General features: G+C 65.8%; 13 protein-coding genes. 4 read left to right on the forward strand and 9 right to left on the reverse strand.

Annotated elements, in window-relative coordinates; genetic code table 11:
• Positions 1–44: 44 nt before the first annotated feature.
• The 5 genes from CFB39_RS03665 to hda are packed head-to-tail and all read right to left on the reverse strand — an operon-like array spanning position 45 to position 4,273.
• A complete protein-coding gene (locus CFB39_RS03665; protein ID WP_089472188.1) occupies positions 45–731 on the reverse strand; it encodes a deoxynucleoside kinase in 687 nt (228 codons plus the stop codon).
• Complete coding sequence (gene folK, locus CFB39_RS03670) at positions 728–1,270, reverse strand: 2-amino-4-hydroxy-6-hydroxymethyldihydropteridine diphosphokinase (protein ID WP_011351029.1); 543 nt, start codon at positions 1,268–1,270, stop codon at positions 728–730. The genes CFB39_RS03665 and folK overlap by 4 nt, the downstream gene beginning before the upstream one ends.
• A gap of 35 nt (positions 1,271–1,305) precedes the next feature.
• Entirely contained in the window at positions 1,306–2,844 is a 1,539-nt protein-coding gene (pcnB, locus tag CFB39_RS03675) for a polynucleotide adenylyltransferase PcnB (RefSeq protein ID WP_089424563.1), read from the reverse strand.
• 5 nt (positions 2,845–2,849) lie between these two features.
• On the reverse strand, positions 2,850–3,527 hold the full coding sequence (locus CFB39_RS03680; RefSeq protein WP_089424564.1) for an HAD family phosphatase: 678 nt from the start codon (positions 3,525–3,527) through the stop codon (positions 2,850–2,852).
• Between the two features lie 11 nt (positions 3,528–3,538).
• A complete protein-coding gene (gene hda / locus CFB39_RS03685) occupies positions 3,539–4,273 on the reverse strand; it encodes a DnaA regulatory inactivator Hda (protein ID WP_006484992.1) in 735 nt (244 codons plus the stop codon).
• A gap of 250 nt (positions 4,274–4,523) precedes the next feature.
• On the opposite strand from hda, the gene purM reads away from it, so the two are divergent.
• Together purM and CFB39_RS03695 are read left to right on the forward strand one after the other, a co-directional pair.
• Positions 4,524–5,579 carry a phosphoribosylformylglycinamidine cyclo-ligase gene (gene purM / locus CFB39_RS03690; protein WP_006484927.1) on the forward strand — a complete coding sequence of 352 codons (1,056 nt, stop codon included), beginning with the start codon at positions 4,524–4,526 and terminating at the stop codon, positions 5,577–5,579.
• 111 nt (positions 5,580–5,690) lie between these two features.
• Positions 5,691–6,086, forward strand: coding sequence for an SgcJ/EcaC family oxidoreductase (locus CFB39_RS03695; protein ID WP_089430631.1), 396 nt, complete (start codon positions 5,691–5,693; stop codon positions 6,084–6,086).
• A 22-nt stretch (positions 6,087–6,108) separates the two neighbouring features.
• On the opposite strand, the gene tet is transcribed toward CFB39_RS03695, so the two are convergent.
• Entirely contained in the window at positions 6,109–7,302 is a 1,194-nt protein-coding gene (gene tet, locus CFB39_RS03700) for a Tet(A)/Tet(B)/Tet(C) family tetracycline efflux MFS transporter (protein ID WP_089472189.1), read from the reverse strand.
• A 63-nt stretch (positions 7,303–7,365) separates the two neighbouring features.
• Between tet and tetR the strand changes: the two genes are divergently transcribed.
• On the forward strand, positions 7,366–7,998 hold the full coding sequence (tetR, locus tag CFB39_RS03705; protein ID WP_089472190.1) for a tetracycline resistance transcriptional repressor TetR: 633 nt from the start codon (positions 7,366–7,368) through the stop codon (positions 7,996–7,998).
• Between the two features lie 5 nt (positions 7,999–8,003).
• Here the strand turns inward: tetR and miaA are convergent, their stop codons facing one another.
• Positions 8,004–8,984: a tRNA (adenosine(37)-N6)-dimethylallyltransferase MiaA gene (miaA, locus tag CFB39_RS03710; RefSeq protein WP_089472191.1), complete on the reverse strand. Its 981-nt coding sequence runs from the start codon at positions 8,982–8,984 to the stop codon at positions 8,004–8,006.
• On the reverse strand, positions 8,981–10,969 hold the full coding sequence (gene mutL, locus CFB39_RS03715; RefSeq protein ID WP_089472192.1) for a DNA mismatch repair endonuclease MutL: 1,989 nt from the start codon (positions 10,967–10,969) through the stop codon (positions 8,981–8,983). Before mutL ends, miaA begins: the two co-directional genes overlap by 4 nt.
• Positions 10,970–11,142: 173 nt before the next feature.
• On the opposite strand from mutL, the gene CFB39_RS03720 reads away from it, so the two are divergent.
• Positions 11,143–11,826 carry a DedA family protein gene (locus tag CFB39_RS03720; RefSeq protein ID WP_174973294.1) on the forward strand — a complete coding sequence of 228 codons (684 nt, stop codon included), beginning with the start codon at positions 11,143–11,145 and terminating at the stop codon, positions 11,824–11,826.
• Between the two features lie 296 nt (positions 11,827–12,122).
• Here the strand turns inward: CFB39_RS03720 and CFB39_RS03725 are convergent, their stop codons facing one another.
• Positions 12,123–14,492: a hypothetical protein gene (locus CFB39_RS03725; protein ID WP_144030227.1), complete on the reverse strand. Its 2,370-nt coding sequence runs from the start codon at positions 14,490–14,492 to the stop codon at positions 12,123–12,125.
• Between the last annotated feature and the right edge of the window lie 158 nt (positions 14,493–14,650).

A 14,650-nucleotide genomic window follows, 5' to 3' on the forward strand; every position in this document is an offset into this window, starting at 1 on the left:
GGAAATCCGGTTCGAATGGGTGAGGAACGACAGGCGAGGACGCGTCAGCGCGTCGTCTCGCCCTTGACGAAGAATTCCTTGCGGCCGCGCATCGTCTCGATGCGCTCGACCAGCAGGGCGAGATCTTCGGGGGAATCCAGCGGATTCAGGTGTTCCGCGGCGACCGTCAGCACCGGCGTGCGGTCGTAGTGGTAGAAGAATTCGTTGTACGCGTCGACGAGCGAGCGCAGGTACGCATCGCTGATCTGCAGCTCCATCGGCAGCCCGCGCTTCTGGATGCGCGAGAACAGCACTTCGGGGCTCGCCTGCAGGTAGACGACGAGATCGGGCGACGGCGCCTGCGGCACGTCCACGTGCGTCGCGACCGAGCGGTAGAGCTGCCACTCGTCTTCCGGCAGGTTCAGCCGCGCGAAGATGTCGTTCTTCTGCGGCATGAAATCGGCGATGACCGGGCGGCCCGTGTCGAGCGCACCGATCAGCTCGCGTGCCTGCTGCGCGCGCTGCAGCGCGAACGAGAGCTGCACGGGCAGCGCGTAGCGTGCGGTGTCGCGATAGAAGCGTTCGAGGAACGGGTTGTCCTGCGGGCGCTCGAGCAGCGCCTGCATCGACCAGCGTTCGCCGAGCAGGCGCGCGAGCGTCGTCTTGCCGACGCCGATCGGGCCTTCGATCACGAGATAGCGGTGCGGGGCGCGCAGGTCGGGCGCGGTGACGGTGAGGGGAGTCGGGGTCATCGGCAGCGGTTCTTGTCGGCGTCTTCGCTGGCAGCGAGCGCCTTCTGCATCAGGCACTGGCAGGTCTGCACCTTCTCGACGCGCTGGTCCGCGACGGCGGCGAGGAACGCGTCGGCCCGGCCGCGCGCGGGGATGTCGAGTGCCGGCTCGATCTCGACGAGCGGCACGAGTGCGAACGCGCGGTCGGTGAGGCGCGGGTGCGGGACGATCAGGTCGGGCTCGTCGATCGAATCGTCGCCGAACAGCAGGATGTCGAGATCGAGCGTGCGCGGCGCGTTGCGGTACGGGCGCTCGCGGCCGAAGTGATGTTCGATCTTCTGGCACAGCGCGAGCAGCTCGCGGGCCGACAGCGTCGTGTCGAGCTTGACGACACAGTTGTAGTAGTCGTCGCCGCCCGCTTCGAAGGGCGCCGTGCGATACAGGCTCGATTTGCCGAGGATCGAGATGGTGCGCTGCTGCGCAAGGCACACCACCGCGTCCTTCAGGGTCTGGCGCGCATCGCCGAGATTCGCCCCCAGTCCGATATATGCAACCGTCATGGCATCACTTCCTACGTCGTTCGCCGGCGAGCGCGTCAGTCGTCGGAACCGCCCGAGGCGTCCGGTGCCGGCTCGGCGGCACCTTCACCCGGCTTGCGGTTTCGCACGCCGCCGCGGCGGCGCCGCTTGCGGGGCGATTTTTCCTTCGTGCCGCCCTGCGTGAGCAATGCCTCGCGAGCGGCCGCGTCGCCTTCGATGAAATCCGTCCACCACTGTCCGACTTCCATATCGAGCTCGCCGGATTCGCAGCGTAACAGGAGGAAATCATACCCCGCTCTAAACCTTTGGTGTTCCAGCAGCCGCATCGCGCTGCGGCCCGAGCGTTTCTCGAGGCGCAGCTGCAGGCCCCAGATCTCGCGCATGTCGGCCGAGTAACGCTTGTGGATCGCGAGTTTCTCGGTCTGCATGTCGAGCACGTCGTCCATCGCGCGATGGAGCGCCGGCACCGGGATTTCGCCTTCGGCCGTGTATTGCTCGAAGCGCTGGCGCATGTCGTGCCACAGCAGCGTCGCGAACAGGAAGCCCGGCGAGACCGGCTTGCCGGCGCGCACGCGTGCATCGGTGTTGTTCAGCGCGAGCGTGATGAACTTCTCGCCCTGCGGCTGTTCGAGCACGACGTCGAGCAGCGGCAGCAGCCCGTGGTGCAGGCCTTCCTTGCGCAGCCGCTGCAGGCACGCGAGTGCGTGGCCCGACAGCAGCAGCTTCAGCATTTCGTCGAAGAGGCGCGCGGCCGGCACGTTGTTGATCAGGTCGGCGAGCGCGTTGATCGGTTCGCGCGTATGCGGCTCGATCTCGAAACCGAGCTTGGCTGCAAAGCGCACGACGCGCAGCATCCGTACCGGATCCTCGCGGAAGCGCGTGGCCGGATCGCCGATCATCCGCAACAGGCGGGCGCGCACGTCGGCCATCCCGTCGTGGTAGTCGAGCACCGTCTGCGTCGACGGGTCGTAGTACATCGCGTTGATCGTGAAGTCGCGGCGCGCAGCGTCTTCGTGCTGCTCGCCCCACACGTTGTCGCGCAGCACGCGGCCGCTCGCGTCCACCGCGTGCGTGCGGCGATCGAGCTCGTCGCGTTTCAGGCGCTTCGGCGGCTCGGCAGCGGCCGCCTCGGGCGGCGCATCGACCAGCGCGCGGAACGTCGACACCTCGATCAGCTCCTGCCCGAACTGCACGTGCACGATCTGGAAGCGGCGGCCGATCAGGCGTGCGCGGCGGAACAGGCGCTGCACCTCGGTCGGCGTGGCGTCGGTCGCGACGTCGAAGTCCTTCGGCGCGATGCCGAGCAGCAGGTCGCGTACCGCGCCGCCGACGATGAAGGCACGGAAGCCCGCCTGCTGCAGCGTGTCGGTCACGCGCACGGCATTCTTCGAGATCAGCGCCGGGTTGATGCCGTGCACGCTGGCCGGCACGACGGTCGGTTCATGGTTGCTGCGCGGTTTCTTCGCGCCGCCGCCGCGGGCGCCCTTCGGGGCGCGCGGGGTAGCCGGGGCCGCTTCGTCGGCCGGGGCCGTTGCGGGAGAGGTTTGCTCGGTTTCGTCCTGGCCGAGCAGCTTGCGGATGAATTTTTTGATCACGACGTTCAGAAGAGATCGAGGATGCGCCAGCCGCGGTTGCTTGCATGCGCACGCAGCGTGTCGTCAGGGTTGGTCGCGATCGGGTCGGTGACTTTCTCGAGCAACGGGATGTCGTTGTGCGAGTCGCTATAGAAATAGGTGTGCGGGAAGTCGCTCCATTGCTTGCCGAGCGACGCGAGCCACGCTTCGGTCCGCACGATCTTGCCTTCGCGATAGCTCGGCGTGCCGGTCGGCCGGCCCGTGTATGGCGAATCGGGATGCCCGTCGGTCGTTTCGACCTCGCAGGCGATCAGCGTGTCGACGCCGAACGCGGACGCGATCGGGCGCGTGATGAATTCGTTGGTCGCCGTCACGACGCAGCACAGGTCGCCCGCATCGAGGTGCTTGCGCACGAGCTCGAGTGCCGCGGGTGTCATGGCGGGCCGGATCACCTCGTGCATGTACTGATCGTGCCATTCGGCCAGCTGCGCGCGCGAATACTTCGCGAGCGGCGTGATCATCGCCGTGAGGTACGCGTGGATGTCGAGCTTGCCGGCCTTGTAGTCGGCGAAGAACTGATCGTTCTGACGCGAGAAGCTTTCCGCGTCGACGATGCCGAGCTTCACCATGAAGCGGCCCCATTCGTGGTCGCTATCGGTCGGGATCAGCGTGTGATCGAGGTCAAAGAGTGCCAGATTAGTCATGGAAGCGCATTTTACTCGAAGCGGTTCGGGCCCGTGCCCGGTGGTGTGATGTCGTCGCCGGGACGCGCCAGCATGCGGCGCAGCAACGGCAGCGTGACGGCGCGTTTCTGCTCGAGCGAGAAGCGGTCGAGCGCGTCGAGCAGCGCCATCAGGCTCGGCATGTCGCGGCGGAAATGGGTCAGCAGGTAGGCGGCGATGTCGTCGGTGAGCGCGATTCCGCGCTCCTTCGCCGCGAGCTTGAGCACGGCGATCTTGCCGGCGTCGGACGGCGGCGACAGGTGGAACACGAGCCCCCAGCCGAGGCGCGTGCGGAGATCCTCGCGCACGTCGAGCGCGAGCGGCGCCGCGGGGCCCGCCGCGACGAACGCGCTCGACGGGTGCGCGCGCACTTCGTTGAACAGGTTGAACAGCGCGACCTGCTGCGTGTCGCTCATCCGGTCGCAGTCGTCGATCGCGTAGATGCCGATGCGCGGGTCGAACGTGAACGCGCCGAGCGGGCTCTGCGGCGTCAGGTAGCGCGCGTAGCCGTACGACGCGTCGCTCACGAGCGCCTGCAGCAGATGGGTGCGGCCGCAGCCGGGCTCGCCCCAGATGTAGAACGACCGATCCGGCACGGGGCCCGCCGCGAGCGCGAGGTCGAGCTTCTGCAGGCGCGAGATGAGCTCGTCGTTCTCCTCGTTCATGATGAAGTTGTCGAACGTGGCGGGCGGCGGCGTGCCGAGATCGAGCGTCAGTTGACGGGACACAACAGTCACAATGCGGGTCGGTTGAAAATACGCGCGCCGTACGCCGGGCACGCGCCGGGAACCGCATCTTCACGGGCTTCACGCGCGGCCGCACGCACGGCGCCACGCCGGTTTCGGCGCGGTTCGCTCGGCGATGAAAACGGGGACGTGTTGACCAAGATGCAATCCCTGACGATTCAGTGCTGGGAATTCCGGCCAACGGGCCGGCTTCGGGTAAAATCGCATTTTACCGACCTTCTCGCATTCCCCCATGAATCCTCCGAAATCCGCTCCCGACGCTCAGGGTCTGTCCTATCGCGACGCAGGTGTCGACATCGACGCGGGCGACGCACTCATCGACAAGATCAAGCCTTTTGCGAAGAAAACCCTGCGCGACGGCGTGCTCGGCGGCATCGGCGGGTTCGGCGCGCTGTTCGAGGTGCCGAAGAAGTACAAGGAGCCCGTGCTCGTATCGGGCACCGACGGCGTGGGCACCAAGCTCAAGCTGGCGTTTCATCTGAACAAACACGACACCGTCGGCCAGGATCTCGTCGCGATGAGCGTGAACGACATCCTCGTGCAGGGCGCCGAGCCGCTGTTCTTCCTCGACTACTTCGCGTGCGGCAAGCTCGACGTCGACACCGCGGCAACGGTCGTCAAGGGCATCGCGCAGGGTTGCGAACTGTCGGGCTGCGCGCTGATCGGCGGTGAAACGGCCGAAATGCCGGGCATGTACCCGGACGGCGAATACGACCTGGCCGGCTTCGCGGTCGGCGCGGTCGAGAAGAGCAAGATCATCGACGGCAGCACGATCGCCGAAGGCGACGTGGTGCTGGGCCTCGCATCGAGCGGCATCCACTCGAACGGCTTCTCGCTCGTGCGCAAGATCATCGAGCGCGCGAACCCCGACCTGTCGGCCGATTTCCACGGCCGCTCGCTGGCCGACGCGCTGATGGCCCCCACGCGCATCTACGTGAAGCCGCTGCTCGCGCTGATGCAGAAGCTGTCGGTGAAGGGCATGGCGCACATCACGGGCGGCGGTCTCGTCGAGAACATTCCGCGCGTGCTGCGCGAAGGCCTCACCGCCGAGCTCGACCAGAACGCATGGCCGCTGCCGCCGCTGTTCAAGTGGCTGCAGGAGCACGGCGGCGTCGCCGATGCGGAAATGCACCGCGTGTTCAACTGCGGCATCGGCATGGCCGTGATCGTGTCGGCGGCCGATGCCGACGCAGCGATCGCCGACCTGACCGCCGCCGGCGAACAGGTGTGGAAGATCGGCACCGTGCGTGCGACCCGCGAAGGCGAGGCGCAGACGGTCGTGGTCTGACGCACTGCCTGCAGCAGATGCAGCAAGGAAAGCCGCCCGGAGTCGATCCGGGCGGTTTTTTTTCGGGCGTTGCGTGGCGTACGGGCGCGCGCCGATGAAGGAGGGACGACGATGACCGAAGACGAACGCGCGATCCGCGAGCTCGTGGACAACTGGTTCGTGTCGAGCCGGCGTGGCGACCTGGCGACGGTGCTCGACCTGATCGCCGACGACGCGATCTTCATGGTGGCCGGCAAGCCGCCGTTCGACAAGGCGGCGTTTGCGGCCGCGTCGCGCGACGCGAACGCCGGGGGCGGCAACGCGCCGACGATCGACGGCCGTTACCGGATCGACGAACTGCGCGTGCTGGGCGACTGGGCGTACATGCGCAATTTCATCGAGATCGAGGCGACCCCGCCGGGCGGTGAGACGATCCGCCGGTCGGGCCATACGCTGACGATCTTCCGCAAGGCCGATGGCCGCTGGCAGCTCGTGCGCGACGCGAATCTGGTGACGCTCGCGCAGTGAGCGCGGCGGTGCCCGCCGACGCTCATGCGGACGGCCGTGCCGCGCCCGCCGGCCGCGCACCGGCCAGCAACGGCGGGACGAGCAGATAAAGCAGCGCGGCTGCTGCCCAGACGAGCCCCGGCCACGTCGCGCGGGTCGCCGCGTAGGTCGCGGTGACGACCAGCGGCCCCGCGACGCCGATCAGGCTCGACACGCTCGCGAGCGCGCCTTGCAGCTCACCCTGGCGCGCATCGTCGACCTGCCGCGCGAGCATCGCCTGCAGGGCCGGCAGCGTCATGCCGCCCGCCGCGAACAGCGGCAGCAGCGCGAACGGCACCCACGCGGCGGTCGCGAACGCGATCGCCACGAGCCCGAGCGCGTCGCCCGCGAGGCCCAGAGCCAGCGCGCGGCGCTCGCCGAGCCGCGCGATCAGCGGCCCGATCGCGAAGGCCTGCGCGAGTGCGTGACACGCGCCGTAGCCCGCCAGCGACAGCCCCGCGATCGGCGTCGACCAGCCGAAATGCTCCTGGCCGTACAGGATCCACAGTGTTGCGGGCGCCTGCGACACCAGCGCCACGATCACGTAAATGCCGATCAGTGGGGCGAGCGCGGGCGCACCGGTCAGCCGGCGCAGGCTGGCGAACGGATTGAGCGCGCCAACCGCATGGCCTTCGCGGGCCGAAGGCGGCCGTGATTCCGGCAGCGCACGCCAGACCAGCACGAGATTGAGCGCATTGAGCACGGCGGCCGCGACGAACGGTGCGCGCAGATGCAGCGCGCCGAGCAGGCCGCCGATCAGCGGGCCCGCGATGAAGCCGATGCCCATCATCGCGCCGAGCTGGCCGAAGCGTCGTGCGCGATCGGGTTCGGCGGTGACGTCGGTGACGTAGGCAGTCGCGACCGCGACGTTCGCGCCGGTGATGCCCGCGATCAGCCGCCCCACGTAAAGCCACGCGAGGGTCGGCGCGAGCGCCATCAGCAGGTAGTCGAGCGCAGCGCCCGCGAGCGACACGAGCAGCACGGGCCGGCGGCCGAAGCGGTCGCTCAGCGCGCCGAGCAGCGGGGCGCACAGGAACTGCGCGAACGCATACAGCGCGAGCAGGATCCCGTAGTGGGTATCGGTGCTGCCTGCGTCGGCGAGCGAGCGCAGCAGCCCGGGCAGGATCGGCATCACGATCCCGACGCCGATCGCGTCGAGCAGGACCGTGGCCAGGATGGCAATCAGGGACGGATTCAAGAGCGTGACTCTATCGGTGATAGAGTGACGATTATTCCACAGCTTTCCCTATCGGTGATAGAGATGAAGGACACAGGGGCGCGGCTGACGCGCGACACGGTATTGCGCGCGGCGCTCGACCTGCTCGACGAAGTCGGCATCGACGGGCTGTCGACGCGGAAGCTCGCCGAGCGGCTCGGCGTGCAGTCGCCGACGCTTTATTGGCATTTCAAGAACAAGGGTGAACTGCTCGATGCGATGGCCGAGGCGATCATGCTCGAGCGTCACGATGCGTCGCTGCCGCGGCCGGGCGAAGCGTGGGATGCCTGGCTTTTGGACAACGCGCGCAGTTTCCGTCGTGCGCTGCTGGCCTATCGCGACGGCGCGCGCCTGCATGCCGGGACGCGGCCGCGCGCGCTGCATTTCGGCTCGATCGAACGCAAGGTCGCGCTGCTCGGCGATGCGGGTTTCGCGCCGGACGAGGCGGTCGACGTGATGTATGCGCTGGGCCGCTTCGTGGTCGGATGGGTGCTGGAAGAGCAGGCGGAAGCGGACGGCGACGCCGATGCGCCGCTGCCGGACGCGGCCGAGTATCCGCTGCTCGCAAAGGGCTGGGCCGCGCTGCGCGCGCGCGGCGGCGATGAAGCGTTCGAGCGTGGCGTTGCGTTGATCGTCGACGGCGCCCGCGCGCGCCTGGCAACGCGCAAGCGCGGCTGACGCGGTCAGTCCGGCGTGCGGCCGTCGAGCACGCGTTCGAGCGCGTCGAGTGCGCGGGCCGTCGAGTCCGGCGCGATGCAGTCGACGACGATCCGCTCCGGCATCGCGCGCAGCCAGGTGATCTGGCGCTTGCAGAGCTGGCGCGTCGCGAAGATTCCCTTGTCGCGCATCGTCCGGTAGTCGGTATCGCCGTCGAGGAATTCCCACGCCTGCCGGTAGCCGACGCAGCGCATCGACGGCAGGTCGGGATGGAGGTCCTCGCGACGGCGCAGCCGCTCGACTTCGTCGATGAAGCCCGCGTCGAGCATTGCGTCGAAGCGCTGCGCGATCCGTTTGTGCAGTACCGCGCGATCCGACGGTTCGAGCGCGACCGGCACGAAGCGGTAAGCGGCGGCCGCATCGTCGGTGCGGCGCGGCGCGGCAAGCAGCACCGACATCGGCTGCCCACTCAGCATGAACACTTCGAGCGCACGCTGGATCCGCTGCGAATCGTTTGGCGCGAGTCGCGCGGCCGTGTCGGGATCGACCTGCGCGAGCCGCGCGTGCAGCGCGGGCCAGCCATCGCGCTCGGCTTCGGCATCGAGCGTCGCGCGCACGTCCGGATCGGCGCCCGGCAGGTCGTTGAGTCCCTGCGTCAGCGCCTTGTAGTACAGCATCGTGCCGCCCGCGAGCAGCGGCGTGCGGCCGCGCGCGGCGATCTCGCCGATCAGGCGCAGCGTGTCCGCGCGGAAACTCGCGGCCGAATACGCGTCGGCCGGATCGATGATGTCGATCAGGTGATGCGGCACGCTCGCGCGCTCGTCGAGCGATGGTTTCGCGGTACCGATATCCATGTCGCGGTAGACGAGCGCCGAATCGACGCTGACGATCTCGATCGGGCGGCGCGCGGCGAGCGCCAGCGCCGCGGCCGTCTTGCCCGATGCGGTGGGGCCGAGCAGGCAAGCGATCGTCGTCGGGCTGGGGGTGGCGTGCTGTGCTGCGCTCATTGGCCGCGCATGAAGAGGCGGTCGAGATCGTTCAGCGTGAGCTGATACCACGTCGGCCGGCCGTGATTGCACTGGTCCGCGCGTTCGGTCGCTTCCATCTGCCGCAGCAGCGCGTTCATCTCGTCGAGCGTCAGGCGCCGGTTCGCGCGCACCGCGTGGTGGCACGCGAGCGTGCCGAGCAGTTCGTGCTGACGCTCGGTGAGCACGCGCGAGCCGCCGAACGCGTGCAGATCGGCGAGCACCGCGCGCGCGAGCGACTGCAGGTCGGCATCCTTAAGCAGCGCCGGGACCGCGCGGATCGCGAGCGTCGTCGGCGACAGCACCGCCAGGTCGAAGCCGAGCGATTCGAGCGTGTCGCGCTCTTCCTCGACCGTCCCGATCTCGACCGGCGTGGCCGTCATCGAGATCGGCAGCAGCAGCGCCTGCACGGCGACCGAGCGATCGGCCAGCGCGTTCTTGAACTGTTCGTACAGGATCCGCTCGTGCGCCGCGTGCATGTCGACGATCACGAGGCCGTGCGCGTTCTGTGCGAGCACGTAAATACCGTGGATCTGGCCCAGCGCGAAGCCGAGCGGCTGCTCGTCGTGCGTGGTCGCCGCGATCGGCGACGCGGTGAAGCCCGACAGCGGTGCGTTCGGCGCGTCGGCCGAATCGCGTGCGAGGGTCGTCGTGCCGTCCGGCGTGCCCGCGCCCGTGTCCTTGCGGCCGAACAGCGCGTCATAGAGCGCGAGCGGTTGCGCGACGGGCAGCGTGCCCTGGGTCATCCGCGCCTGGCGCATCCACGTGTTGCCCGACGATGAGGACGACGACGGCGAGAAGCCGCTGCCGCCATTGCTGGTTGCGTGGCCCTGGCTCTGGCCGAGCGGCGTATCCAGGAACGAAGAAGGCCCGCGTGGCGTCGGTTCGATATGTGCGGCATGGCCGCCCGCCGTGGTTTCCGGCGACGCGCCCGCGTGGCGCGCCAGCGCGCGCTGGACTGCATGGAACACGTACTGGTGGATCGAACGCGAATCGCGGAAGCGCACCTCGATCTTCGACGGGTGCACGTTCACGTCGACGGCTTCGGGCGGAAGGTCCAGAAACAGCACGTACGACGGGTAGCGGTCGCCGTGCAGCACGTCCTCGTAGGCCGCGCGTACCGCGTGCGTCAGCAGTTTGTCGCGTACGAAGCGGCCGTTGACGAAGAAGTATTGCTGGTCGGCGCGACCGCGGCTTGTGGTCGGCAGGCCGGCGCAGCCGTAGACCGCGAGCGGGCCGGCCTGCTCGTCGAGCGGCAGGTGCGCGGTCGCGAAGCTGTCGCCGAGGATTTTCGCGACGCGCTGCGCCGGCTCGGTCGCATTCCAGTGCTCGACCGCCTTGCCGTTGTGCAGCACCGAGATCGCGACGTCCGGCCGCGCGAGCGCCGCGCGGCGAATCATTTCCAGGCAGTGGCCGAACTCCGTCTGCTCGCTCTTCAGGAACTTGCGCCGCGCAGGCGTGTTGAAGTACAGCTCGCGCACCTCGATCGTCGTGCCGGTCGCGCCGGCGGCCGGCGACAGCACGCCCGTCTGCGCGTCGATCTTCATCGCGTGCGCGGCATCGGCCGTCCGGCTCGTGATCGACATCTCGGCGACCGACGCGATCGACGCGAGCGCTTCGCCGCGGAACCCGAGCGTCGCGACCGCTTCGAGCTCCTCGAGCGAGCGGATCTTGCTGGTCGCATGGCGCATCAGCGCGAGCGCCAGCTCGTCCGGCGGAATCCCGCAGCCGTCGTCGGTGATCGAGATGCGCTTGACGCCGCCTTCTTCCAGCACGATGCGCAGCGTGCTGGCGCCGGCGTCCATCGCGTTTTCGAGCAGCTCCTTGACGACCGACGCCGGGCGTTCGACGACCTCGCCGGCGGCGATCTGGCTGATCAGCTGGTCGGGCAGGGGCTGGATCGCGCGCAGCGGGCGCGGAGCAGGGGCGGGCGCGGCGCCCGCGGCCGTTTCGGTGATATCGGACATGGCCGAATTATAGCGAGGCGGCGAATGCGTGCCGGGGCGACCGGCGGTTACGTTTTTTCACGGAGCCTTAAGGTAGTTTCGGTATCATGGGTCCGTAACACGCCCGGCCTTGACCGGTGGGCGCTTCAGCCTTTTTCGGCCGTTCCGGCCCTATCGCCTTCGAGGAATCGCATTTGGATACGCTGCTTCATTTCGTCAACCTTGTCCTGCATATCGACGCCTTCCTCGGCGATTTCATCCGGCAGTACGGCGCGTGGGTCTACCTCGTGCTGTTCCTGATCGTGTTCTGCGAGACGGGGCTCGTGGTGTTCCCATTCCTGCCCGGCGATTCGCTGCTGTTCATCGGCGGCGCGTTCGCGGCGACGGGCGAGATGAATGTCGGCCTGCTGATCGTGCTGCTGCTCGTCGCGGCGATTTCCGGCAACACGGTGAACTACATGATCGGCCGCTGGATCGGCCCGAAGGTGTTCAATACGCATATCCCGGTGCTCGAGCGCTTCCTCGATCGCGCCGCGCTGCAGAAGACCCACTCGTTCTATGACAAGCACGGCGGCAAGACGATCGTGCTCGCACGCTTCATTCCGGTCGTGCGCACGTTCGCGCCGTTCGTCGCGGGCGCGTCGTCGATGAGCGCCGCGCGTTTCCAGCTCTTCAACGTGATCGGTGCGCTGGTGTGGGTGCTGCTGCTCGTGCTGCTCGGCTATTTCTTCGGCAACATCCCGTTCATCCGCCAGTACCTGAACGTGATCGTGCTGGTCGGGATCGGGGCGGCGGTCGTGCCGGTCGCGCTTGGCGCGGTGTGGAAGCTGGTGCGGGGGCGGCGGTCGGATAACGCGCAGAAGACGGGCGGGCGCTGAGCGGGGAGCGGTTCGTTTTCTTTTTGGTTCAATGAAAAAGCGTGGCGGGTGCCACGCTTTTTTTTCGTCCGGTGCCGGCTGATCAGCATGGTCTAGATTTGCTGGATTCGGCGTTGAAGATCGTTGTGCCGAACGGACTGACACGGTTGTCTGGGGGCAAGGAAGGGCATCGCCGTTCCGGGCTGCGGCGACTGAGAGCACTGCTGTTTGAGGCGTGAGGCTCGGGCGCGCCGCGTCTTACTTTAGCCTGCTCAGTGACGTGTTGGCTGCCGGACTGCCAACGCGTTCGGGGGAGCTTAATTGCTTCGCTCATTCAGCCAAGCGACGGTTCGGAAGCCCTTCCATTTCCGAATGGTTTCAATGGTTGCTTCAAGTGCCTCGATCTGTTCCATTAGGTCCTTTACCTCGTTCCCGTGTTTCCGCTCTGCCTGTGCAAGATTTTCCAGTTGGCATGTCAGCAGTTGGTGGTTTCGAGTCGCGAACTGCTCCGCGGCATGCGCGTGATCGTGTCGAAGCGAAGCAAGAGCTGCGAGGTAGCGTTTACCGAGACTCGATTGGCTACCGCGAGAACTCGGCTCGTATTGGGCAAATTCCGATGCTAGTTTGGTGAGAGCGGTTGACAGTGCATCCGGATTGCACGAAGCATGTTCGTTATGGAAGCCTAGCGAACGCGTCGCCGGAGCGTCTGACAGTTCGGGAACGGCGGGCTGCTGAGGGAGATCCGGCTCAGTGGTTGCTGCTACGTCTATCGGCCGCAGTCGTTGCAATTCGGTGAATCCGTCGAATTGATCGAGCATGGACTCCGCGCTCGCGAACCAACTCAAAATCGTACTATCGAACGCGACGAGTTCAACGATTTGCTGTTCGATGACCTCGCGAATCCGATCCTCAATTGCTCGAATGGCATTCTGATGGGCTGAGCGAAGGGAGTCTATCGCCGATTCGTGAGCAGCACGTTGCTTTTCCGCTTGGAGCTCAAGCGCGGTTGTATGGGATGCCGTCAAGGCGGCGTTTGTCGTTTTGTATTCTTGCGCCAGCGCAGTCTGCTGCTCTTCCGAAATGCGCGCTGCTGCTTCGAACTGAGCTTTCAGCAATTCGATTGCCGCGTTGTGCTGAGTGTCGCGTTGTGCGAGATCCTGCTTCAATGCCTGCAAAGTTTGCCGGTGGGCATCCTCAAGAGATTGAGTCAATCGGGTATGCTGCTCGTCCGAACTGCGCGTTGCAGTCTCGAATTGTGCTTTCAGCAGTTCCATCGCCGCTGCATGCTCGGTGTCGCGTCGCGCGAGTTCCAGTTGCATCGTCTGCAAGGCTTGCCGATGAGCGTCTTCAAGGGATTGCGTCAACCTGGTCTGTTCTTCGCGCGCGCTGACGTGCGCATGTAATGCCCCCTGTAACTGCGTTACCTGGGCTTCCAGCTCTCGTGTCCGGGTTTCACCGTGCTGGTTTGCGAGCTTCGCACAGGCAAGCTGCGCGTCTACGCCGGTCTTGAGGAAGTTAATCTGAAATTCAAACCGGACCACGTGTTGGTCTGAGGAATTAACCGGGATGTCGTCGAAGATAATCTGGGGGTCTTTACTCTCAAAATAGAGAATGCCGTCGGCGCTGTATGAACAATTGGAAGTCAGCTTGCCCATCAAGCTGATCGAATCATTCGGCCCGACGAGGATTGCATCTTCAACGACTAGGACTGCAGAATCATCGATAGGATCGAGCCGCAACGTCTTGATGTCGATGGCACGATCGACGTTAAAGACATATCTCGCGGATCGCTTTTTCTGATCGATAGTTTGACTTGACGAGTGCTCTTCGGAAAAGCCATTGCCTTTATCCACAAACAACTGGATCCGCGCGCTCGAAAGGATTCCCTCCCCCAGTCTTTGCTCTACATCGATGATGAGGGATCTTAAGCGTTCTGCTTCGGCGCGATGGATATCCCGATCGCGCCGCGCGTTGGTAATCTCTCGGTGAAGCGCTACCCGATCAAGTGCATCGAAGTTCGGAAAGAGGTCACCCTTTGCTATGTTCGCTGAATTTGCGAGTTCGCCGCCGATCCGCACTTTGTCGGGCTGGGCGGTTTGGGCGTGCGCGCGTATTGCCGCAGAAGAATCGATCCCGGCAAGGACCGGTCGCAATTGATCATAGAGGTATTTGCCGTCAGTGATGAAGCGCGGAAACTCCAGGAAGATCAGCGGCACGCGCTTCTTTACACAGGCATGAATGACCTGGTGGAATCCCATCGACAGCAGGCGCGCCTGATCGATCGGGTTCAACGAATAGACAGTGCCCCCTGGCACGACCCCCCACGTGTGCCAGCGTGTCAATTCACCGGGAATGTCTTCGCGCCCGAGACGCGCACGCAGTTCGTTTACTACTCTACTCGTGGCTGCTTCCACAAGATCCCGCATGGGGATGATGACGGCGTCAACTTGGATATCGTCGCGCGCGAGCAGTTCGTCGACAAATTCGTAAAGCCAAGGAGACTTGATGACGTAGGGAAGATTGGCGTCGCCTGTCGGGAAATCCTCAAGTCCGGCATTGGCATTCTCGTCGAGCCGATCTTCAGGATTTCTCGCGAGGTGCGTATCGAGGCCGCATGCCGTGAGGTATTCGACCAGAAAGCTTGTACCGGCACGACCGGTGCCGGCGACGAGAAGGTGGTGTTTCAATTTCTGTAAGGTACCGTAAGTGAGGCGGTGATAGCCAACTCTACGTCTGCGGCTGCGGTCGTTTTCCAGCGCCTTGCGGCGACTGCCACGTCATTTTTTGCACCGGAGTCTTATTTCACAAGGCAGGGAACAAGGTTCAGGGGCGGCTGAGGAAGTAT

Origin of the sequence: Burkholderia sp. AU6039, from assembly GCF_002223365.1 — a bacterium.
Lineage (GTDB): Bacteria > Pseudomonadota > Gammaproteobacteria > Burkholderiales > Burkholderiaceae > Burkholderia.

Bases quoted from the DNA above. Each gene is read 5' to 3' on its own strand.
- CFB39_RS03665 (WP_089472188.1), bottom strand. From the start codon at position 731: ATGACCCCGACTCCCCTCACCGTCACCGCGCCCGACCTGCGCGCCCCG.
- folK (WP_011351029.1), bottom strand. From the start codon at position 1,270: ATGACGGTTGCATATATCGGACTGGGGGCGAATCTCGGCGATGCGCGC.
- CFB39_RS03680 (WP_089424564.1), bottom strand. From the start codon at position 3,527: ATGACTAATCTGGCACTCTTTGACCTCGATCACACGCTGATCCCGACC.
- purM (WP_006484927.1), top strand. From the start codon at position 4,524: ATGAATCCTCCGAAATCCGCTCCCGACGCTCAGGGTCTGTCCTATCGC.
- CFB39_RS03695 (WP_089430631.1), top strand. From the start codon at position 5,691: ATGACCGAAGACGAACGCGCGATCCGCGAGCTCGTGGACAACTGGTTC.
- tetR (WP_089472190.1), top strand. From the start codon at position 7,366: ATGAAGGACACAGGGGCGCGGCTGACGCGCGACACGGTATTGCGCGCG.
- miaA (WP_089472191.1), bottom strand. From the start codon at position 8,984: ATGAGCGCAGCACAGCACGCCACCCCCAGCCCGACGACGATCGCTTGC.
- mutL (WP_089472192.1), bottom strand. From the start codon at position 10,969: ATGTCCGATATCACCGAAACGGCCGCGGGCGCCGCGCCCGCCCCTGCT.